Source organism: Streptomyces sp. NPDC005808, assembly GCF_042871385.1.
Lineage (GTDB): Bacteria > Actinomycetota > Actinomycetes > Streptomycetales > Streptomycetaceae > Streptomyces.
Genome location: NZ_JBIAIK010000022.1, coordinates 1 through 21569 on the forward strand (window position 1 = coordinate 1; position 21569 = coordinate 21569).

Below are 21569 nucleotides of genomic sequence, written 5' to 3' on the forward strand. Positions count from 1 at the left end.
CCCCGCGGAGCGGGTACCACATCGCTGCGCGATGTGCAAGCGGGGCGGTCGCTGCGCTCCCGCTGGCCCTCGCGATGCGAGGGCGGTCCCCTCCGCTGCGCTCCGGTGACCGGTGGGGCTGGCCGCGCGGTGCGCGGCCGTGACTGGCGGGATGTCAGGTGCGGCTGGTGGGGCCTCCAGTACGGGAGTTGGGGGGCGCTCCGCGCCCCCTGGGCCGGGTCCGCTGCGCTCCCCCGTCTGACGGTCCTTCCGGCTGCGCCTCCAGAACCTTGGGGCCCGCTGACGCGGGCCGGGCTGGCTGCGAGGGGTGGGGGTCGCTCGTTCGTGTGGGTTCTAGCGTACCGCGTGCATCATGTTGATGCAGCATGTACCGTTGGCGAAAACACGGGACACGCCCTAGTCGTCTGGACCGGGGCTTGGGAAGCGAGGACTCATTGAATGCGTTGGGATTCGAAAGGCGCTTTGAGGCACGTCGGAAGGAAATTCATCGTGAGGTTACCGGATTGACGGTGGAGCAGATTCACGAACTCTGGGTGGCCGAGGGCGGCCTGGAGAATCGGGAGGAGCAGCCGGGGCCGCTCGGTGCGGAGGACCGGCTGGCGGCGGTCCGGCGCAATGAGCTGAAGCGCATCTGGACCCTGATGACCGAGGACGGGTGGGAGACCTACTCCCCTGAGAGCGACCCGGAGGTGCACCGCTGGCGTGAGGCGCAGCGGGAGCGTCAGGAGCGCGAGAGTGGTGAAGCCGCGGGGTTGGACCCGGAGCTGATCCGCTACCGGATCGTGGCGCAGCGGACCGGTCCAGAGCACAGGGGCGCGTCCATGCTGACGCACTACGCCTACGGGCGGTCGGTGGAGGAGGCCGTCGCCAAGGTGCGTAAGGCGCTGGAGAAGGCGGGCGGGGTGTACGGTGACCAGGGCCTGTACCGCGTGGTGGAGGTAGTCGAGGAGAGCCCGGACAGCAAGCTCCGGCAGCGGGAGGAGGCCCGCCGTCGGTACCTGACCATCATCCTGGAGAACGCCACCGCCACCGTGCGCGGCCGTGAGCCGGACAGCCCGGACGCGGACCTGCTCAGCCGCCTGGACGACTTCTTCACCCGCGCTGTCGTCTTCCCTGATCCGCATACCCCCGGCGTACATCCCCGGCCCCACCAGGCCACGTTCGGCTGGACCAGCGAACAGCCCTACATCGAGCACGCCAGCGACCCCGGCCGCGCCCTGGCCCTGTTCCTCCTTGCCTACCTGGACCACTACGGCCTGAACCTCCAGGCAGCCGTCCGTACCGGGGACCGTCCCGATGCGCAGCCGGTGAGCGGGGGCCGGCCTCCGGCCCGCGAAGCAGAGGGAGGCGAGGCGCCGGCGGAACTCGTCGAGCGCGTCCTGGACATCTGCGGACAGCACTACGCGGCCGTGACCGGCACCAGCCCCGGCCAGTGGGACCAGGAGTCGGCCCGGGAGGTCGTGGGCATCGCCCTGCGGACCGTGCGCATGGCGGAGCGGGACACCTACCCGCAGACCCTGGAGACGTACCTGCACGAGCACCGGGCGCGGCTGGAGCGGCTGTGGCAGCGCTACGGGCCCGACAGCACGTTCGCGGGCGAGGTCGTGCTGATCGACCTGCCCGGCTGCTACGCACTGTGCCAGAGGATCGACAACACCCCCCTCTGGCTCAAAGGAATCTGGTCCCAGGAGGGCTGGGAGGAAACCGCCCTCGAAAGGCTTCAGCACAACTGGCTGTACGACACGAGTGACAAGGACGGCGGGCGATGAGCAGAATTCCGCTAGAACCTCAGTTGAACAGCGATCCTGAACAGCGGGCCGAGGAGTACCGGAAAGCCGCCAGGAATGCCCGGCTCCGTGCCTACGCGCTTCTGGAGACCGCCGGTCTGAAGCCCGGCGACGCCGATGCGCTGGTGTCCGCGATCGAGGCCGGCGCAGTGGCGCGCGCCCTCAGTGATGCGGAGCGAGGTGTCCGGGCTCCCGAAGCCGGCGGGGAGGCCTGCGCGCCGGGCTGGGCTGACGGTGCAGCCGCCGTGCGCGCGGTCCTGCTGCGGACCGCCGACCAGCTGTCCCAGACCCGCGGGCGTGCGGCTTCGGCCGCCCGCAGCCGGGCGGGGAAACCGGCACCGGAGGGAGCCACAGAGCTGGAAAAGCTGCGGGCATTCGCACGCCAGGCCCTGCACCGGACCCACCCACACACCATGCAGTGGCGCCAGGTAAGGGAAATGCTGGGCGAGAGCACATCCCTGTGCAACGCCCGCACGATCGAATACTCCACCGGCGACGTCATCCGGTGCACTCGCGACGCCGGCCACTACGACCCGGATATGAAACCCGAGGGCGATGACCCCGGCGGATGGCACCTCTGCAACGCCCGCCGATGGATCGACAACACGCCCTACAACCACCCCCATACAGCTGCCTGAAATTCCCCGACAGGAGGTGAAAAAAATGTCTGAGATCCACCTGAAGAAACACCAGATCGATCAGAAGTCGAGTTTCCGGAAATGGGTTGGATTCCCCGCAAGATCCCCCGTGCCCGCTCGCGGGGCCCGGGGCACGATCGTGTCAGCGACCGGCTCCGGCAAAACGATCATGGCTGCCGCGAGCGCGCTGGAGTGCTTCCCGCACGGCCGGATCCTCGTGACCGTGCCGACCCTGGACCTGCTCGTGCAGACCGCCCAGGCATGGCGGACGGTCGGACACCGCTCCCCCATGGCCGCGGTGTGCTCGCTGGAGAACGACCCGGTGCTGAACGAGCTGGGCGTGCGCACCACCACCAACCCGATCCAGCTCGCCCTGTGGGCCGGGCGCGGGCCCGTCATCGTGTTCGCCACGTACGCCTCCCTCGTGGACCGCGAGGACTACGCGGCCCTCCAGGACCAGGAGCGCCCCTACGGGCCCTGGCAGAACAGCGGAAACGGTAAGACGCGCAAGAAGACGCGCGGGCCGCTGGAGGCCGCCCTCACGGGCGGAGAGCGCCTGTACGGACAGCAGATGGCCCCGTTCGACCTCGCCATCGTGGATGAGGCGCACGGCACCGCTGGTGATCTTGGCCGTCCGTGGGCGGCGATCCACGACAACACCCGGATCCCCGCCGACTTCCGGCTCTACCTGACCGCGACCCCGCGCATCCTCGCCGCGGCCCGCCCGCAGAAGGGCGCGGACGGCCAGGAGCTGGAGATCGCGAGCATGGCCGACGACCCGGACGGCACGTACGGCGCATGGCTCGCAGAACTCGGCCTGAGCGAAGCGATCGAGCGGGAGATCCTCGCCGGGTTCGAGATCGACGTGCTGGAGATCCGCGATCCCTCGCCGGTCCTCGGCGAGTCGGAGGAGGCGCGGCGGGGCCGGCGCCTGGCGCTCCTGCAGACGGCCCTGTTGGAGCACGCGGCGGCGTACAACCTGCGTACGGTCATGACGTTCCACCAGAAGGTGGAGGAGGCCGCCGCGTTCGCGGACAAGCTGCCCGAGACCGCTGCCGCGCTGTACGTCAACGACGCCTCCGACGACGACCTGGCCGCCGCCGACAAACTGCCGAAGTCCTCGGTCAACGCGCGGTTCTACGAACTCGAGGCCGGCCGCCACGTACCCCCGGACCGCGTCTGGTCGGCATGGCTGTGCGGCGACCACCTCGTCACCGAACGCCGTGAGGTGCTCCGGCAGTTCGCAGGCGGCATCGACGCAGCCGACCGCCGGGTCCACCGCGCGTTCCTCGCCAGCGTTCGCGTCCTCGGGGAAGGCGTCGACATCACCGGCGACCGCGGTGTCGAAGCGATCTGCTTCGCGGACACCCGCGGCTCCCAGGTGGAGATCGTCCAGAACATCGGCCGCGCGCTCCGCCTCAACAAGGACGGCAGCACGAAGATCGCCAGGATCATCGTGCCGGTGTTCCTGGAGCCCGGCGAGGACCCCACCGACATGGTCGCCAGCGCCAGCTTCCGCCCCCTTGTAGCCGTTCTGCAGGGCCTGCGCTCGCACGATGAGCGACTTGTTGAGCAGCTCGCCTCCCGCGCGCTCACCAGCGGGCAGCGCAAGGTCCACGTCCGACGTGACGCGAACGGGCAGATCATCGGGGCCGGCGGCGAGGGCGACGGCGAGGACCAGGAGCAGGACGACACCGACGCCGCTGCCGAGTCTGCCCTGCTCCACTTCTCCTCTCCCCGGGACACGGCGACGATCGCGGCGTTCCTGCGCACGAGGGTGTACCGGCCGGAGTCCCTGGTGTGGCTGGAGGGCTACCAGGCCCTCATCCGCTGGCGGAAGGAGAACGAGATCACCGGCCTCTACGCCGTTCCCTACGACGTAGAGGCCGAAGTGGGGGTGACGAAAGATTTTCCGCTCGGGCGCTGGGTCCACCAGCAGAGGAAGGCGCTGCGGGCGGGTGAACTGGAGGAGCGGCGCAAGACCCTGCTGGACGCGCCGGAGGCCGGGATGGTGTGGGAGCCCGGCGAAGAGGCATGGGAGACCAAGCTCGCCGCGCTGCGGTCCTACCGGCGAGCCATGGGGCACCTGGCCCCGCGTCAGGACGCGGTGTGGGGCGAGGGCGACGCGATGGTGCCCGTCGGGCAGCATGCCGCCAACCTCCGGCGCAAGGGCGGCCTCGGGAAGGACGCGGAGCGGGCGGCGGAGCGCGCGCAGCAGCTGGCCGCGATCGATGAGGACTGGAACTGCCCATGGCCGCTCGACTGGCAGCGGCACTACCGCGTCCTCGCCGACCTGGTCGACGCCGACGGCGTCCTGCCGGCCATCCAGCCGGGCGTCCTGTTCGAGGGGGACGACCTGGGCAAGTGGCTCGCACGGCAACGCGAGGCGAGTACCTGGGCGCAGTTGTCCGCCGAGCAACAGGAGCGGCTGTCCCAGTTGGGCGTCAAGCCGCTTGAGGCACCGTCTCCCGCCCCGTCAGCGAAGCGTGCGGCGAACGGTCAGAGCAAGGCGGAGCAGGCGTTCCACCGAGGCCTTGCGGCCCTCACGCAGTGGGTGGAGCGGGAAGGCGCCCACCGGCCAGCGCCGCGCGGGCACAGCGAGCAGATCGCGGTCGACGGCGAGGCAGAGCCGGTGACCGTGAAGCTTGGCGTATGGGTCTCGAACACCAAGTCGAGGTGGGACAAGCTCACCCCGGAACAACAGGCTGCCCTCGCCGCCCTGGGCGTGCCCTGGGCGAAGGCAGCGGTGCCGGCCCCGTCCGGGGGCCCGGCACCGGTGCGCGACGCTCCCGTCCAACCCGCGCCGTCGGGCGAGCAGGCACAGGAATACCCCGACCAGGGCGACCCCGTGACCGCGGAAGAGCGCGAGACGTCGCGGGGTACGGCGCGGGCGCGGCGCATGAACGAGCTGATGCGCAAGCACACCAAGGCCGAACTGCTGCGCATGGCCTACGCGGGCGGGCTGGTGAACCACAACTCCCCCGAGAAGTGGCGCAAGGACGAAATCGCCTCCACCGTCGTGGACACCGAATTCCGCACCGCCGACCGGGCCGCCCCCGCCCGGCCCGCCTCAGCCACCGCACGTCCCGTCCCGGCGCAGCCGCTGCCGCTGCCGCAGCAGGACCACCATGACGAGTGCGACAAGTCGGTGTACGAGGGCGGCACCTGCACCTGCGACCTCATCGAGCAGTACGGACCGCCCTCCGAACGGGACGACTACTGAGACAGCCTCCTGCCCCCTCCCCGCCACGCCGGACCCCCGGGCCTTTCGAGGCCTGGGGGCCTGTGCTGCTCGCAGTGGGCCAACCACTCGCAGCGGTGGGGCAGTTGACGAGCAGCGCGGATGAGGTCTTCCGCGCCCAGAATTCAACGACGGCCGCGGGAGTCGTAAACCGCGAGAGACAACTCTTTCACCGCGGACCGAGCACGTTCGGCGTCCAGGCCTTCATCAAGGGCCTCCAACGCGGCGGCCGCCGACACCCGAACGGAACGGGGCAGGCCGTTATAGGCGGAGAGCCGGTACGCGACGGTGCGACGGGTTTCCTGTTCCTCCACGCTCGCCCCGTCACAAGTCAGCGGGAAGACCGCAGCCTCGTACATCGCGATACTCAAGAGGACCGTGTCGGCGATCCCTTCCGCATAACCGTCGCCCCTGACAGCCTGGACGGAGGCCACCGCGGGCCAGGGGCGGGCAAGCATTCCGAACCCCTCGCCCACGGCGGCGGCAACCGCGCCCACCACGGCCCCCACCCAGCCGCCCAGGAGAAACCCGAAGCAAGCTCCGCTACCCACCACGCAGGCCAGCAACGCAGCAGTCATCACGCACACGCGGGTGCCGAGCGGAATCGTCATGGCCAGCAGTATGAGCCACTCGGGTAGCGGACAGGCCAGATGAAAAAGGGATAGGACGTGACATGGACGCTGCCGGAGCCGATGCCGGACTTCCCTCACGGCGCGCGGCAACAGCATCGCCCGCGCCCTGGTCGCCGACGTGGAGCGCGCAGCCGGCGCCCACGAGAAGGGGAGGCCCGGGGGCCGGCGCTGCTCGCCACTCACAGCGGTGGGGCAGGCAGGTCACGGGCAGCGCGGGTGAGGTCTTCCGGGCGCGGGCGGTATGGGACCCTGGGTGCCGCTGCCGCTCTTGAGCTGCTCGGTCATTTCGGTTCCTCGATCGGGTCGGGCAGACGCAACTGGTGGGCCACACCGCTGCGGCTGCCGACGGGCCGGGCTGCCTCACGGATGCGGATAACCGCTTCCCGACGCCCGGCGAGCGCACTGGGGCTGAGGCCTGAGACCTGCGTCATCAGCGTCTCGCACTCGGATACCACGCGATCCAGGCGTGCACGGTACCGGCTCGCCCGGTCGCTTTCCTGCCGGCCCCACGCCTGCGCGTCTTCAGCCGCCTGCATGAATACGCGGCCGGCGGCGACGTGCTCGTCACACTCGCGGTCGGCCTCCTCCAGGACCTGGGTATCGATGGCTGTCACGGCCTCGACATATCTGTCGAGGGCGGCAGCGAACGAAGAGAGGTCTACCTGGCCAGCTCCCGCTTCGACCAGGCGGAACAGGTGACCGCGGAACTCCGCGGCACCGGCTGGCTGCGCCGGGATCACGTCGGCGGCGGCCGGAGCGGGCTGCGCCCCCGGCACCGGGGCGGATGGCGTGGACATCGGACAGTCATGGCCCTCGTCGCGCTTAAACTCGTCGCTCACGCCAAGAAGCGTTTCATGACGCCGGCCCCGAATGGCGACATCCAGAATGCCGAACTCCCGCACACCCGGAGAGCGATGCCCACCGCGCCGCAGCAACAAAGAGCCCGGACCCACTGACACCTCACAAAGAGTCACCAACCAAGGGACAGGACACAGGGCCTCGCATCGATGACAGCCTTCAGTCGCCCGGGGCGATCCGGGGTCCCCTCTCTGCCGTCGCACCACTTGCCGACAGCGTGTCCCAGTCACGGAGCCGGGAGTTGAGCGGGCATGAAAGACGTCACCACTGCCACCGGTACCACCGTGCACAGGAACGCGATCGCCCGAATGCTGTTCACCGAGGACTGGCTCACGGGGGTGCGGGCCGTCGCGCACGACACCATCAGCGAGCGGGCCTCGAACGCGTACGAGAACGCCTACGTCCTGTCCGGCGGCAGGGAGTTCCACGAAGACGCGCACTCCGTCGCCGTCACCAACCTTCTGCACTGCACGGCGAACAGCATCGTCGCCTTCGCCCTCCATCATCTGCGGCCTCTGCTGCCCGATCTCACCGATGAGCAGTGGGCCCGGATCGACGCGGCCGTGATCGCCTTGGACAGCCGGGTGTCCCAAGACCTCACCGGCGCCAACGGCACCGATCCCCGCGACGTCCGCGGACCGAGTCCCGAGCAACTCACGCCGGCGCCCGAGGTGGCGGGCCAGACCGCCCTGTGGGGCAGCAGCGTGCGGGGGCCCGACGGCGGCCCGGGGGCATGACAGCGGCACGGCGGGCCCGGCCGCCGCGCAACCCGGCACAGCGCGCCGCAATATCCGCTGGAAGGCGCAGCAGCGCTGAGGAACGCCTCACCCCATGCGGGAGACCCCGGGCCGTCGTCCGGGGTCTCCCGCCTTCAGGAGGCAAGGCCGTGCCGCGCGGGCTTACAGGTGTTGCGGTGTGGGTTCACGTCAACACCCCGAACAGAGTCACGCCGCGAGGGCGTGCACGTCCTCGCGGGAAACACAGGCGCGGCGGGTCGTCTCAGCCCGTACCGTTTGTCCTTGGACGAGCGATTCAATTCGTACTGGGCGAGGGTAAGTTGAGCGATCAAGAAGGTGTCGTCGTCGCGGCCTCAAGCGCTGCGGTCACGACAATGGGCGATGTGCCCGGCCTGATGCAGAGGATCCGGCCGGAGTGCACTTCCGCCCCGGAACTTAGGGTTTCCAGGTACGCAGGAAGGAAGCGATCCGGTCGGCGGTGCAGCGCGGGTTGTTCAGCTCGTGGGCGAGCGCGGTGAGCTGTTCGCGGGTGGGGTTGACGGGGATGTTGCTGGCCTCGAGATACATGACGGCGGCGGCGCAGGCGACGGTGAGGTTGGAGCGCTCCAGCCAGCGGCATCGGCCCAGAGTGTGTACCAGGGCGGCGGCGCGGGCGTACGGGCCGCCGTAGACGGGGGTGTCGAGGAGTTCCCCCCGGTGGCGGGCGACGGCGGCGATGGGCACGCCGTAGTCGTCGGGGGCCGGGTCGCGGTGCCCGGCTCGTTCTGCCACTTCGAGGATCCAGGATTCGTCGACGTGCAAGATCACGCGGCAGCACCCGACTGCGGATCGGCGTACGGGGCGTCGAACTGCTCTTCCAGATCGTCGAGGAAAGCGCCGTGCTCGTCGAGGAGCCGCTGGGCAGCAATCATCCCGGCTGCGCGGGCACCTGTGGTGTCCTCGATGATGAGCCGCTCCACGTACTTGTTGAAGTCCAGCCGACGGGCGCGCGCGGCGGCCTTACCAGCCTCCAGCACGTCCTCCTCCAGCCTGACCTGCGTCTGCTTCTTCATGGAAGTCACCCCCGCATGGTAGCAGGGTGGTAGCGGCGTGGTGCGTCGCACCTCTAAACGGGGACCCAGAAAGCGGCGTACGCCCCCGCCGCCTGGACGCCTGGCTGTCAGTCCAGCGTGCATGACACCGCGAGGGCCGCCTCGCCTCCGAACAGACAGCCGCTCTGGAAGCACTAGGAATCCGATGGACCACGGGGTCGCTCTGATCCCGACGGCGGGTCCTCGCCGTCGTCAGGGCCAGCGCCGTTGGCGCCGGCCAAGTACTCACACACTCTGAGGCTGGGGGCGACAGCGGCGGCGTTCGAGTCCGGCTGGACATCGCCCGGACGAGCTGAATCTCAGATCCCGCGGAGAGAGACGGACCCGTCACAGGTAACCCTGTTCGGCGGGTGCCGGCGTGTACGGGCCCCCGCCCTCAGCTGGAAGCTACGGCTGCTCGCTCATTTCGGGCTCTCGCACGGCTCCTTGCAGGCGCACGGTGCCGTGGGCCACGATCGCGGCAGGGCCGGTCAGCTGCATAGAGCCGTCGGCCAGGACGTCCACACAGAGCCGGCCGCCGGGCATGTCGACGGTGTAGGTGGCGGTCGCGGGACTGGCCTGCAGGGCAGCAGCGACGGCCGCGCAGGCGCCGGTGCCGCATGCGCGGGTTTCTCCGACACCACGTTCGTGGACGCGCAGGGCGAGATCATTCGGTCCCCGGCGGACGACGAACTCGACGGTGACGCCGTGGGGGTAGGCGCCGGCCGGGTGGACGACAGGCGGCGAGGTGAGAGTGCCGGGGTGGCTGAGGTCGTCCACGAAGGCGACAGCATGGGGGTTGCCCATGTCGACGTGCAGGGCCGGCCAGGAGCGCGTTCCCGTGGAGACGGTGATGCCTGACGGGCCGGGCAGCCGGGGCTGGCCCATGTCGACAGTGACCGGTCCGTCGAAGTCGGCGCTGCGGCGCGGGACGTGCACGGTGCGCACGCCGGAGCGGGTGGCAAGGGTGAAAGCGCCGGGCGGGCGGTGTCCGGCGTCGACGAGGTAGCGGGCCAGGACACGTATGCCGTTGCCGCACATCTGCCCCGGGGTGCCGTCGGCGTTGCGGTAGTCCATGAACCAGTCGGCATCGGCCGCCATGGCGGCGGCTTCGGAGCTGGCCGTGGAGCGTACGGCGCGCAGTATGCCGTCGGCGCCGATGCCGGTGCGGCGGTCGCACAGGCGCACGACGTCGGCGGCGGTGAGGGGGAAGCGGCCGTGAGGGTCGGGCAGGACGAGGAAGTCGTTGCCGGCGCCGTGCCCTTTGGCGAAGGGCCGTACGGCGGGACGCGCGACGAGGGCGGTCATGAGCGGAAGGTTTCTCCTGAGTCAAAGGTCAGCCAGGCGATCTGGCCGGTGTCGGTGTCGGTGAGCCCGAAGGCAGTGCCCTCGTCGAGGACAGCGAGCAACTGCTCCCAGCGGGAGCGAAGTTCCTCGGTGACGTCGGTCTCGATGCGGATGGCGCCGCCGGGCTCATGGATAACGCGGGGCTGGGTGCCGGCGAGGGCGGCGAGCTGTGCGGTGGCGTCATCGATCGCGGCCTGCTGGCGGTCGTGGTCCACGGCGGCTCGCATTCGATCAACCAGGTGTCACACAGAGCACTTCTAGTTAACTAGCTTTCAGCTGGTGGACTAGGTTGTCAATGCGTACTGGCTGACAACGCGCCCGAGGGGAGCAATGGCTGACTCCAGCTCAGCAGGCGCGCCGTATCTGCAGGTTGCGGCCGCTATCCGGAGCCGCATTGACGACGGCACATGGAGCGCGGGTGACCGTCTGCCCTCCCGTGGCGAGCTCGCCGCCGAGTTCAGCAAAGCCCTTCGGGTTCCAGTCGGGGAGAACGTCGTGCGCCGGGCGCAGGAACTGCTGATCTCCGAGGGGCTTTTGGAAGGTCGGGCCGGCTCAGGCACCTATGTCCGCTCGCCCGTTGTGCGCCGCACGCTCTACCGCACCTCGCCGCCAGGGGCGGGCCAGGCCGGGATCGCCCCGGCCGGGTTCACCGGCACCTGGGAGGCGGACTCCACCGCCAAGGTCCCCGCACCGTCGGCCATCGCTGCCCGCCTGGGTGTTCAGCCCGGCGCCCCGTGCGTGCGCACCGTCTACGAGTTCCTCGCGGACCGGCAGCCGGGGATGCTGGCGACCAGCTGGGAGCCCATGGCGATCACCGGCGGCACCGTGGTCGTCCTGCCCGAGGGTGGTCCCCTCGCGGGTACGGGGGTGATCGCCCGCATGGCGCATCTGGGGATCACCGTCGTGCGGGCCGTTGAACGCCCGCGCCCGGTCCAGGCCGACCGCAACCAGGCCTACGTGCTGGGCATCGCGACCGGGGCGCAGGCCACGCTGATCGAGCGCACCCACTACGACACCGGCGGCCGGGCGGTGGAGACCACAGACATCTTCGTCCCAGCCGACCGCTGGGACATCGAGTACGACATCACCCTGGCCACGCCGGGCACCTGACAGCGCCCGGCCGCTTAAGGCCGGCCGGGCAGGACACACGGGCGGCCGCCTGGCCGCCGAAGGGGGCGAACTTTCATGCCGGACCAGCGGCGCGACCCGCTGACGAGGATCACCAACGGGCTCGGCTCACCCGTGCTCGGCACCGTGATCGGTATCGCCGGACTCGTCACGCCGATGATCGGCTGGGCCGTCGATCGCGTCAACCTCAAAGTGCTCCTCGTCATCCAGGGCGTGCTCATCCTGGTGCTGGCCGCCGGCCACTTGTGGACGCGCCGGGCCTACATCCACCTGCGCCGGGCCAATAACCTCAAGGCCATGGACGACGCCCGGTACTACGACCTTGTCCGTGCCCACCTCGAGCGCGAGCTCATATCCGACTACAGCGAGATCGCAGACGGGCACCTGCGCGTCTACGCCAGCGAGGTCCCCCGCCTGTCCGCGCTCCTGGTCACGACCCTCAGCGACGCGGCCTCCGAGCCTTCCCAGATCCTCGCCGCCGACCTGACCACCAACCCCCAGCTGCTGAACCAGCGCCGCGAATACATCGCCGCCAACCGCCGCTTCACCGAGGCCGGCGGCAGCATCAACCGCCTCTTCATCGCCTACCGCGACGACCTGCTCAAGCAGGACTTCGCGGCAGCACTCCTGGAACTCATCGGCCGACACCGCGACATCGGCGTCACCTGCGGTCTCGCCGTACGCGACCGGCTGCGCGCCGACGAGGCCGTCGACTACGTCGTCTTCGCCGGCGCCGCAGTCCTGGTCGAAGAGGAACAGGGCGACGCCGACTACACCAAGGGCCGCTCCTCGGTGTACTTCAAGGGCATCGACCGCTGGCGCAACCGCTTCGAAAGCGTCTGGGGCAGCGGCGCCCACTCCGCACCCCGCGCCCTGCAGGCATACGAATCCACCGCCCGCCCCATGCTGGACGCCGGCACCTGGGACGAGGCGCGCGCCGCCTCGGCGGTCGACGCCCTCTAGCCCAACCGATCACCGCACGGCCTCCGCTCCGCCCGGGGCGGAGGCCGTTTCGCTGTGGGGATATCCCTCGACGCAATCTAGTTCACTAGATGTACCGTGCGTGACGACCGGCGGGGATCTGCCCGCCCCATGTCCGCACGGGGAACGTCATGCTGCTCGCCTTAGCCGTGGTCACCGCCGGCGTCGCACTCCGCCAGGCCGACCGAGTGCACTTCGCCCGCGACCGGCCCCAAGCCGCCGACGCCGCCGATCTGATAGCCCTCCAGCGCACCCGCGCCAACAACCTCACGCCGCTCCTGCTGCTGACGGGACAGTGGGTGCAGGTCATCGGCTGGTGGACGCTCGCCGCCCACGGGCCGCTCCTGGCCGCGGCCGCGGCGGCCGGCATCGCCGTGCAGTTCCGCCACCTGCAGGAGACCAGCCACTTCGCCGTCCACGGCGTCCTCGCCCGGACCGGCCGCGCCAACCGGCTCCTCGCAGAAGCCTTCGTCCACCACCCCCTCGCGCTCGGGCCCGTCGCCGTGCGCCGCCGCCGTCACGTCCGCGACCACCACCCCAACGCCACCCTGGACAGCGATCCCAACCTCGCCGAACTCCGCCGAGCCGGCCTGCGCTTGGGCACCACCGGCCCCCAGTTCGCGGCCGCGCTGATCCACCCACTCACGCCGCGCGGCATCTACTCCACCGTCGCCGGAATCGCGGCGTGCCTGCGCGGCCCGGGCGCCTGGCACCGCGCCGCCGTCCCGGCCGCTCTCGCCGCGGCCGCGTACCTGGCCGGCGGCTGGCCCGCCCTGCTGTTCGGACTCCTCATCCCGCAGCTGCTTCTCTACCCGCAACTCGCCTGGCTGAGCTTGCTGGTGGAGCACACCTGGTTCGATCCCGACCACCGCACGGGCAGCCCCGCCGAAGTCGAGGCCGGCCGCTGCCTGCGCCTGTATCCGCGCAACCGCGCACTGGCCGCCATCGCCGCCTCCACGTGGCTCCCGTACGGCGACCTGTACCACTACGCGCACTCCGCCCACCCCGCCGTCCGCTGGAATTACCTGCCCGCGCTCGACCGCCACCTCGCCGCACCGCACTTCACACCGGGTGCGCTGCTGGTTGGCGCCGACTCGGTCGCCCGCCGACACCGTGCAGCCCTGGTCGACGGCACAGCCGCCACGCTCCTGCCGGCGGCAGGGCCGGCCCGGACCCCAACCGCATAGAGCGGGCATACGAGTGGCTCCGAACCAATACCACGCGGTTCGGAGCCACTCGTATGTCTGCAGCAACTGGCCCTGCACCTCCGTCGAGGCCTGCGGCATCGTGCTGACCGGGCCCAAGTCGACGAGCAGACCCGACTGGTGGGGGGAAGATCAAGGAGAGAGCACCACAAGGTGAGCTGCTGGTGGGGAGATTCGCGTGGCGAAGAAGAAGCGTGGGGTGCGCATTCCGTGGGTCAAGGACGCCCGGGATGACGACTACGAGCCGTCTGAGATCGACCGCCAGCCGCATCCGCACTACGTGATCCCCCTCAAGTGCGGGGGCTGCGGAACGCGCGTGGGCGCCCGGCACGGCAACGCCGACGACCCGGACGGTCGCACCTCCCACTTTTTCAAGATCGAACCGCACAAGCCGGACTGCAAGTACGACCTCGACCAGCGGGGAAAGAACCTCGTCGACAACTCGGCCGGCACTGTGGTGCGCCGTGCCGGCCAGTGGCGGCTGCTCTGCCCGCCGCTCGACCACCTTGAAACGAGCGGGAAGGGCAAGGGCCAGCCGGGCGGGCCCGCCCGCCCCGGCGGTACGGGCGGATCGGGGCCGCGGGCGACCAGCAAGCAGGCCGGGAAGGCAATCGCCTCAGCCCGCCGCATCGTGCAGATCCTGCAGGACTTCGACCAGGCCCACGAGGTGGCCGCGGAGTTCGCCGCCGTCGCCCCGAACGGCACGCGCAACATCGAATGGAACGACTTCTGCCGCGGCCGCGCCGACGCCGACCAGCTCGCCCAGGCGCTCCTCGACGGCACTGCCGAAGCGATCCCCCACGCGGTATGGGGGCCCGTCAGCACAGCGGATGCTGTCGGCGAGAGCCACGACACGTACGTGGTCATGTACGTGGCGCGCAACCCCGTCCGCATCGACGGCAAACCGGTAAAGCTGAAGGTCGCCGTGCGCTCCCACCGGCCGGACTGGATCGGCGCCACCACCAGGTCCGGACAGGTCCTCGGATACGGCTACTGGAAGCTCTTCCCCGACGACCCGGTACGGGCACTGAGGAAGGGCTGGATCGAGCTGCAGCTGTGGGTGAACCAGCCCTGGCAAGTGGCCCGTTGGGACACCGACGGCACCACAGTGGATCTCCCCAAACCCCTCCCCCGCCGGCCGAAGCCGGAACCCGGCCGTAGCGCCAACCACGCCGCCCCGGCCGCGCCGCCGACCCGCACTGAACATCCAGACCTGGCCGAGATCATTCTTGGCGGATATGCCGCCGGCGCGGCCCAACAACCAACCCGCGCCGTACCTCCCAAGCCGGAGCCGGAGCCTGAACCTCCCGCGCCGCCGTCCCCACCCGCACCGTCTCCGGAACCGGAACCGGAACCGGAACCGGAACCGGAGCATCCGGAGGCGTCACAGGGCGGTCCGAAGGATCCCGTCGAGCCCGCAGCAGAGCCCCGCCCGCTAGCGCCACCGCGTCCCGCACAGCCCCCGCTTCCTCCACTTCCGCCTTTCCCTCCCCCGGCGCTGGGGGAGGAGGGCCGTGACTCGGCTCTGGGACGGTGGCTGCGGAAAGTGCGCCGTTCCCGGCGGCCCAGCTGACAAACGCTGTGCGCGGACCTCCAGGATCAGGGCAGAGCTCGTGCCGGCCGCAGGCGGCTGGCTTAATCAGTCCTTTCCGGGCGAGCTGCCACGGAAGTCCTGCGGGTACTCGTCCACTACTACTCAATCGTTGCAAGAGGCATCAGCCCCGGGGGTTCAGGAAACGGGCACTGAGCGCGGCATCGCGTGCAGGACCATCCGACCCCCGCGGATACGCGAGCGAGCCCCGGACCAGGCCAGGTCCGGGGCTCGCGGGCTGTTCAGGGGCCGCTGCCTTCAACAGCTCGGACCAAGTCCAGCACACGTCCGGGAGAAACCGACTAAGTCCCTTGTGCCGCACGGACGTTGGACCGGACGGGTCCAGACAAAGTAGCTGATCAACGGGCAATCCGCACAGCAGCCGAACCCAAGAGGCGACGCCGCTCGTTGAACTGGGCATGGGACGGGACAGAGCGAACAAGCCGCGCAGGCCGAGGGATCTGGGCCAGGTGCCGGAGGGTCATGTCGAGGCGGTGCCCGGGGTGATGGTGACCTTGACGGGCCCTCCCACGGCCACCGCGGCCGCGGCGCACGACCGGATGGCGAACGGCCCCAAAGCGCTGGCCGACTACGTACGGACTGGCACCCAGTGGCAGGTCACGGTGATGGGCGGGGTGCCCCGGAGCGTACGCACGCACGGGTGACGCAGATCCCGTCGATGTCCGAGGCGCTGCGCATGGCGTGGGTAGTGGCTGACCGGATGTTCCCGCCCGGCACCGCCGTGCTGCACACGGTGGCAGGCGACGCGGAGGCGTGGATGCCCACCTACCTCTCCGAGCACGGCAGCCTGCCCCGCCAAGGCGGGTGGACAGCCGTCGCCAGCGGCCACGGCCCGACCCACTCCTACGTGGCCACCGCACGGATGTGAAGACCGGGCCATCGGTCCAGCGGACACCAGGGCGGCGTCATACTGGCCGGGCAACCCGCAGCTCAGAACGGCTCTGCGCGCAGGCGCTCACCCCGGACGACTCCGGAACGAAGGTCAGCGTCCAGCATGCGAATCAATTCACCAACCCGTCCACCGCCACCTGGTGCCGCTGGGAAGCGTTTGAGTACCTCCACGACGACCGGTGTCGCACGATGCACCGCTCGCTCAATGTGTTCGGCGCCAATGCCCGGACTGTGGCCGGCGACGAGTTCGGCCGCTCTGGCCGCGTGAGCGCCGGCTCCGAGAATGTGCTTGACCTGGGTGGCCTTGGCCAGCGGATGCAAGAACGCGGCGCCGGCCGCAGACATCGCTGCCCGAGCTGCCTCACGCGCAGCCGCAGTGTCCGCACTCTTGGCTGCTTTGAGGGCCGCCCACGCTGTGTCGCGCAAAGACTTCCCTCGCTCACCACCCCGGGCGAAATCCCACGCGGCACCGACAGCGTCCCGAGGCCGCGAGTCGTCAGGCTGATCTGCCTCGAATATCTCGAGCACCACCTCCGCGCACGCCGCAGCGAACGCGGTGACCCCCCGAAGGTCTTGCTTACTCAGAGCAATCTCGCTCTCGTCCTCTGCCATGAACCCATCCTCGAGCATTGCGCTGGACAGCAAGGTGGCAGGGGACCTCCGGGCTGCTGCTACGGACACCAGCCGCCATTCCCTACCCTGGGGGGATGCCCGACCTGACCCAGAAGCAAGCAAACGACCTGGCTCTCGCCGCTGAAACTGCCGCGGTGCTGCCGGCACAGCGCGCGGTGATCCCGACACTGTGCCGGATGGCGAGCGTGGACCCGGAGACCGGCCGGAAGGCCAACACCGCACTCCTGCTGGACCTGCTGCGCGGCAACGAGGAAAAGCTACGCGCCGCCTTCGAGGTCGCCGGCCGGATACTGGCCGGCGACACCCGGCCCGACGGGCAGGTCATCTCAGTCGGCAAAGCCGCCAACGACCCGATGATGATGCTGGCGCACGACATCATCCAACTGAGCATGCGCGGCGAACCGGAGCGAGCCTGGGCTCAAGTCAGGCAGCAGCCACCCGGCCGACAGGCAGCCGTCCTCTCCATCCTGGCCGCCTTCCTCAACTACCACTTCGCCGACCTGGACCCACTCACTCTCGCGGCCACGGAGTAACCACGACGGAGCAGACAAACAGACCCTCAGGTGAGAAATGAAGGTCAGGCATGTGGCGATGGTGCCCGACCATGTCCCCGGCCGCGATCCGTCGCGCAGGAGCTGCCCGTACCGCCACGTGGCTGAAGAACCGCAAGGTCCGCAGCGCCGCCGCGCTCGCGAAGACGGCGGTGGAAGCCGCCCAGGCCCAGGTGACCGCACTGCCCGGTGCGAAGCTGGCGGCCGCCATGGTGGTCCGCCTCGCGAAGGGGGTGATGGCCCTCGATGAGGAGACCGCGAGCGCACGCATCTACGCAGCCCGCGGTGACCGGGACACCGCCGCCGACCTCGCCTCAGCTGAAGCACCTGACGTCAGTGCTCCAGGCCGAACTCGATGTGCTCGATGTCCGTGAACCGCACCTCTTCCAGGCTTCCGGCGCGGCGGCCGTTGTCCTGGAAGTACACCTCCTTGAGCGCTTCGGCGGCGATCTGCTGGAGCTGCTGGTCGGTGGCACCGGCCTCCTGGGCGTCGAAGAGGCGGGCGGCGTAGCGGGGCGGCAGGGCGACGGTCAGGTGCCGGATACGGTCCTGGTCCGTCGTCCCGATTGGCGCGGTGTAGCCGAGGCGGGCGCGGGTGTCGATGACGATGCCGCCGGTGGTCGCCGCCTTCTGTCTGGCTTTGGCCCGGATCTGCGGCTGCCAGCGCTTTTTCACCTCGCGCTCCAGGCGCGCGGCGAGGTCCGGGCGGGGCTTTTTGATCTGGTCCTTCACGTACCGCTCGACGGTGCGCTGCGAGATGCGCAGCATCTGGGCGACCGGCTTGGTGCCGCCCAACTGCCTGACCAGGTGCCGCATCTGCGGGCCCGCGCTCTTGGGCGCCGGGCGGGTGAATGCCTTCTGCACCGCGGCTTCCAGTCCGTCCCCGAACAGGCTCATCGTTGCCTTCTCCTACTCTCCGTTGTCGACGTCGGTGACGGTGCCGTCCTTGATGTACCGGGCGAGGTTGAGCTCCGGGGCGTTGAACCGCTCGCGGACCTCTTCGCCCCACAGGACGTCCTGGGTGCCCTCGTGCTTGACCAGGCCCGGGTTGATGCCGAGCTTGAAGCCGCCGGGCAGCGGCTTGCCGTCCCGGTAGGGCAGGAAGTCCAGCGGGCTGGTGCCGTCGGCCGCGTACACGACGCAGTCGGACAGGACTGCGATCGGGTACTGCCCGGTGAAGGCGGCGTGCTTGACGATCTTGCGGTGCAGGTTGATCCGGGTGCGGGAGATGACCGCCGCGCGGATGTCGGGCCGCCAGGTCGGGCGGGACAGGGCACGCCACGGCTCGCCCGGCCGCCAGCCCTCACCGCGCGGGCGCTCGCGCAGCTTGCCCAGGCCGCCCTTGACCGTCGCCTTGACCGCGGAGGCGACGATCGCCAGCTCCGGGTCACGGCCGCGGTAGCCGTCCATCGCGGCAAGGAAGTCGGCCGGCGACAGGTCGGCGTCCACACCGAGGTCGGCCATCGTGGCGAGGTACGCGTCGCGCAGCCGGTTGTACCAGCCGTCCAGGTAGCGGCCGCTCTCGTAACGGACGTACGCCTCGATCGGCGCGACGTCGTAGCCGAGCTCCACCGCGTACGCCACGGTCGGCGTCGCGTACCAGGCCGGGCCCTCGGGGCGCTCGCCCTTCGGCGTGAACGCGCTGGGCAGCAGACTCGCGTCCAGGTCCGCCCACTTGTCCTTGCCGACCTTCACCCTCGACAGGTCGACATGCGACAGGTCGACCAGCCACGAGCCGGGCAGCTTCGCGTCGAACACCGGTGCCTTGACGCGCGTCGGCGCGCCGAGGCCGACGACCAGGCCGTTGGCGCCGGCGGCGAAGGCCATGTTCACGTCGATGCCGACCAGGTGCCGCAGGGTGCACTCGGCATCCGTCATTGGCCGCGCCCAGTCGTACGCCTCCTCGAACAGCTTCTCCGCAGGTCCGCGCACGTGGAAGCGTGGCAAGTCCTTGAGGAGCGGGTGCCCGTCGGGGGCCTCACAGGGGGCGCAGTCGACCGGGTCCTTTCCCAGGCTGCCGGGGTTGTGCTCGGAGTGCCGCTTGCCGTCGGCGTCCGGCTCGGAGGCGCGGGTCGGCGGGTGCAGCGCGGTCATCAGCTCCAGACCGGTCACCGCCGTGGAGCCGCGCGGCGTCATCACCCGGGACGCATACACGCCCAGCACGCGCGCGAGTTCCGCCGGCGGGAGCTGCCCGGCCTCACCCCAGTGCCGGGTGTCGAGCGCGTTCCACGACGGGATGCACAGTTGGACGCAGGCCCGCTCCGAACCGGTGGCGGGACGGTAGATCCTCGCCCACGGCCCGAACCCACGCTTCGTCAGCTTCCACTCCGCGCGGACCAGCTGCTTGATGACCTTGTGGCCCTCGGGGATCCGCCCGGCGAGCCGCTCCTCATCGGTGAGGGCGACCGGCAGGCCGTAGCGCTCCAGCGCGGACGGGGTGAGCACGATCAGCGGGTCGGCGTCCTTGCCCGGCCCGGACAGCTTCGGCTGACCGAGCTTGGCCTCCGTGAGAGTCCAGTCGACCAGAGCCGGGACGGATTTGGCGGACACGTCCAGGACCAGGCCGCCGACGCAGTACGCGAGGACCTGGCCGTCGGCGTCGACGTCGACGACAGCGAGCGGACCGTTGGCGAAGCGCGGGTCGGAACCGGCCGGTGTGTTCGCGGGTGCGGCCCTCCGCGCGGCCGGGCGGCGTGACGTCGACGTCAGCCTGGCGGTGTTCGCCGGACCCGACTGGGTAGCCGGAGCTGTGGAGTTGGCGGCAGGGCGGGACTGGGTGTTCTCGGAAACAGCCATGGCCGCAGCCTTCGGTGAGGCGCCTGCGGCTGCAGTCCGTGCTTCCGGAGTTGGGATGGGCGGGTTGGTGAACATGTCCGGCACCGCAGCCGGGGCCGCCTTCTCCGCCGCAGGGGTGGCGGGGTAGAGCTCCGCGAGCTGCTCCAGCAGCCGCGCGTACGCCTCACGCTCCTTGCCCCGCGGCTCGGTCGCCTTGGTACTGGACTCCCAGCCGCTGACCGTCGCCCGACGCACCTCCAGTGCTTCGGCCACCTCATCCAGGGTCAGGCCGTGCGCGATACGCAGCCGCTTGCGCTCCACCGGCGGCGGCAGCGGGGACCGGGACGCAACAAGTGCGTCGACCCGGTCGAACAATTCGGACATGAAACACCTCCTGTCTTTCAAGTATAGCGTGAACCGTACAAACAACGTACCAAAGGCGTACGTATGGCGAACATGACCTATTTGATCATGTCGCTCCGGGGGCAGGGCAGCAACAACAGATGTCCTGTCTCTGTAATGCCCGGGCAGTCTCGGAGATCTCCGGCATGTGAAGCGTCGTCTCGAGCCCAAGATCTGGCCCACGCACAGCGCCGGTTCTCGTTCCTGCCGATCAACCCCGACAGTCCGCCGAGTCTGCCCGGAGACCTGCGCGCCGCCCTGATCCCCCGTACCGTCCTTCCCGTGGCCCAGCTCCCCTCGCCCTCCGCCGTGTTCGTGCGGGATCCCATGGGCCGGCGCTTCCCTCGCTGCGGCTGCGGGGCCCGGATCACGGCCCTGGTCCGGGAAAGGCCGGACGACTCGGCGGCCGCCTGGCGCGGCCTGTGCCCAGCGGGACACTCCAGCCCTCGGCCGCCGGCGGCCACGGAGGACAGGTGGCCTGCGTGCCCGGCCTGCGGACGGCGTCCCGACGGTATGCGGATGCCCGTCGTCCAGAAGGACGACGCACCCGGCTGGTACCGCGTCGAGCTGGTCGGGTGCGGTCACCACCTGCTAATTCCCTGGCCCGTCGCCCTCGGCCTGGCCTGAGAGCGGGCCCGGTGTTCGCTCCCTCGGCGGTGAGCGCTCCGCATATGCTCGCTCGCAGGTTGTTGAATGCCGGTCAGCAGAGGGCGGCGACCGGGCCGCGTACGGGGAGAAACGACGATGCCGCAGGACAAGCCCGTCATGCCTGTGGCATGGATCGTGGCCGACCGGATGTTCCCGCCCGGCACCGCCGTGCTGCACACAGTGGCAGGCGACACAGAGGCGTGGATCCCCACCTACCTCTCCCGCAGGGCCACGCCCAGGGCGTGCAGAGCGGTCGGTTCGCCCTCGCCAGTCACAGCAGGCGCTCGGCTACAACGGCTCAACGCCCGTTGATGGGGAATCACGCGACTCCTCACACGCTGTGGGGGGGCGTGGCCGGTGGGAGTGCGCCCCCCCCCCCCCCAGCGCAGGCCAAACGGTTTTGTGATGATAGCCCCCAGGTTTTGGAGGTTGT

General features: G+C 70.1%; 20 protein-coding genes and 1 pseudogene. 12 read left to right on the forward strand and 9 right to left on the reverse strand.

Annotation, left to right across the window (positions count from 1 at the left end; translation table 11 throughout):
• The first annotated feature begins 509 nt into the window (after positions 1-509).
• The 3 genes from ACFYPC_RS33655 to ACFYPC_RS33665 are packed head-to-tail and all read left to right on the forward strand — an operon-like array spanning position 510 to position 5648.
• A complete protein-coding gene (locus ACFYPC_RS33655) occupies positions 510-1769 on the forward strand; it encodes a hypothetical protein (protein WP_391890720.1) in 1260 nt (419 codons plus the stop codon).
• Positions 1766-2425, forward strand: coding sequence for a hypothetical protein (locus ACFYPC_RS33660; protein WP_391890723.1), 660 nt, complete (start codon positions 1766-1768; stop codon positions 2423-2425). Before ACFYPC_RS33655 ends, ACFYPC_RS33660 begins: the two co-directional genes overlap by 4 nt.
• Before the next feature lie 25 nt (positions 2426-2450).
• On the forward strand, positions 2451-5648 hold the full coding sequence (locus ACFYPC_RS33665) for a Helicase associated domain protein (RefSeq protein ID WP_391890726.1): 3198 nt from the start codon (positions 2451-2453) through the stop codon (positions 5646-5648).
• Between the two features lie 143 nt (positions 5649-5791).
• Here the strand turns inward: ACFYPC_RS33665 and ACFYPC_RS33670 are convergent, their stop codons facing one another.
• Together ACFYPC_RS33670 and ACFYPC_RS33675 are read right to left on the reverse strand one after the other, a co-directional pair.
• Positions 5792-6277 (reverse strand): hypothetical protein, encoded by a 486-nt coding sequence (locus tag ACFYPC_RS33670; RefSeq protein ID WP_391890729.1) that lies wholly within the window; start codon positions 6275-6277, stop codon positions 5792-5794.
• 302 nt (positions 6278-6579) lie between these two features.
• On the reverse strand, positions 6580-7137 hold the full coding sequence (locus ACFYPC_RS33675; RefSeq protein WP_391890732.1) for a hypothetical protein: 558 nt from the start codon (positions 7135-7137) through the stop codon (positions 6580-6582).
• Between the two features lie 270 nt (positions 7138-7407).
• Here ACFYPC_RS33675 and ACFYPC_RS33680 point away from each other — a divergent pair, with 270 nt between their 5' ends.
• A complete protein-coding gene (locus ACFYPC_RS33680) occupies positions 7408-7893 on the forward strand; it encodes a hypothetical protein (RefSeq protein ID WP_391890735.1) in 486 nt (161 codons plus the stop codon).
• A 435-nt stretch (positions 7894-8328) separates the two neighbouring features.
• Here the strand turns inward: ACFYPC_RS33680 and ACFYPC_RS33685 are convergent, their stop codons facing one another.
• The 4 genes from ACFYPC_RS33685 to ACFYPC_RS33700 form a co-directional block, all read right to left on the reverse strand.
• The gene (locus ACFYPC_RS33685; protein ID WP_391890738.1) at positions 8329-8700 is read right to left on the reverse strand and encodes a fic family toxin-antitoxin system, toxin component; all 372 of its coding nucleotides are present in this window, start codon (positions 8698-8700) and stop codon (positions 8329-8331) included.
• Complete coding sequence (locus ACFYPC_RS33690; protein WP_391890999.1) at positions 8697-8945, reverse strand: hypothetical protein; 249 nt, start codon at positions 8943-8945, stop codon at positions 8697-8699. Before ACFYPC_RS33690 ends, ACFYPC_RS33685 begins: the two co-directional genes overlap by 4 nt.
• Positions 8946-9371: 426 nt before the next feature.
• A complete protein-coding gene (dapF, locus tag ACFYPC_RS33695; protein ID WP_391890741.1) occupies positions 9372-10271 on the reverse strand; it encodes a diaminopimelate epimerase in 900 nt (299 codons plus the stop codon).
• Positions 10268-10537: a hypothetical protein gene (locus ACFYPC_RS33700; protein ID WP_391890743.1), complete on the reverse strand. Its 270-nt coding sequence runs from the start codon at positions 10535-10537 to the stop codon at positions 10268-10270. The genes dapF and ACFYPC_RS33700 overlap by 4 nt, the downstream gene beginning before the upstream one ends.
• Before the next feature lie 103 nt (positions 10538-10640).
• Here ACFYPC_RS33700 and ACFYPC_RS33705 point away from each other — a divergent pair, with 103 nt between their 5' ends.
• The 6 genes from ACFYPC_RS33705 to ACFYPC_RS33730 all read left to right on the forward strand — a co-directional run bounded on the left by ACFYPC_RS33705 (position 10641) and on the right by ACFYPC_RS33730 (position 16104).
• Positions 10641-11420, forward strand: a complete 780-nt coding sequence (locus ACFYPC_RS33705; RefSeq protein ID WP_391890746.1) for a GntR family transcriptional regulator — start codon at positions 10641-10643, stop codon at positions 11418-11420.
• A gap of 75 nt (positions 11421-11495) precedes the next feature.
• Positions 11496-12401, forward strand: coding sequence for a hypothetical protein (locus tag ACFYPC_RS33710; RefSeq protein WP_391890749.1), 906 nt, complete (start codon positions 11496-11498; stop codon positions 12399-12401).
• 149 nt (positions 12402-12550) lie between these two features.
• Positions 12551-13606: a fatty acid desaturase gene (locus ACFYPC_RS33715; RefSeq protein ID WP_391890752.1), complete on the forward strand. Its 1056-nt coding sequence runs from the start codon at positions 12551-12553 to the stop codon at positions 13604-13606.
• Positions 13607-13802: 196 nt separating this feature from the next.
• Positions 13803-15197: a hypothetical protein gene (locus ACFYPC_RS33720; RefSeq protein ID WP_391890755.1), complete on the forward strand. Its 1395-nt coding sequence runs from the start codon at positions 13803-13805 to the stop codon at positions 15195-15197.
• Between the two features lie 437 nt (positions 15198-15634).
• A complete protein-coding gene (locus ACFYPC_RS33725) occupies positions 15635-15880 on the forward strand; it encodes a hypothetical protein (RefSeq protein ID WP_391890758.1) in 246 nt (81 codons plus the stop codon).
• The gene (locus ACFYPC_RS33730; RefSeq protein ID WP_391890761.1) at positions 15877-16104 is read left to right on the forward strand and encodes a hypothetical protein; all 228 of its coding nucleotides are present in this window, start codon (positions 15877-15879) and stop codon (positions 16102-16104) included. The genes ACFYPC_RS33725 and ACFYPC_RS33730 overlap by 4 nt, the downstream gene beginning before the upstream one ends.
• Positions 16105-16166: 62 nt before the next feature.
• On the opposite strand, the gene ACFYPC_RS33735 is transcribed toward ACFYPC_RS33730, so the two are convergent.
• On the reverse strand, positions 16167-16739 hold the full coding sequence (locus tag ACFYPC_RS33735) for a putative immunity protein (RefSeq protein WP_391890764.1): 573 nt from the start codon (positions 16737-16739) through the stop codon (positions 16167-16169).
• A gap of 95 nt (positions 16740-16834) precedes the next feature.
• Between ACFYPC_RS33735 and ACFYPC_RS33740 the strand changes: the two genes are divergently transcribed.
• A complete protein-coding gene (locus ACFYPC_RS33740) occupies positions 16835-17293 on the forward strand; it encodes a hypothetical protein (protein ID WP_391890767.1) in 459 nt (152 codons plus the stop codon).
• Between the two features lie 74 nt (positions 17294-17367).
• Positions 17368-17571: pseudogene (locus ACFYPC_RS33745) on the forward strand (IS110 family transposase); the annotation flags it as partial.
• Between the two features lie 73 nt (positions 17572-17644).
• Here ACFYPC_RS33745 and tpg read toward each other — a convergent pair.
• Both tpg and tap read right to left on the reverse strand, forming a co-directional pair.
• Positions 17645-18208: a telomere-protecting terminal protein Tpg gene (tpg, locus tag ACFYPC_RS33750; protein ID WP_391890770.1), complete on the reverse strand. Its 564-nt coding sequence runs from the start codon at positions 18206-18208 to the stop codon at positions 17645-17647.
• A 12-nt stretch (positions 18209-18220) separates the two neighbouring features.
• Positions 18221-20470: a telomere-associated protein Tap gene (gene tap, locus ACFYPC_RS33755; RefSeq protein WP_391890773.1), complete on the reverse strand. Its 2250-nt coding sequence runs from the start codon at positions 20468-20470 to the stop codon at positions 18221-18223.
• Between the last annotated feature and the right edge of the window lie 1099 nt (positions 20471-21569).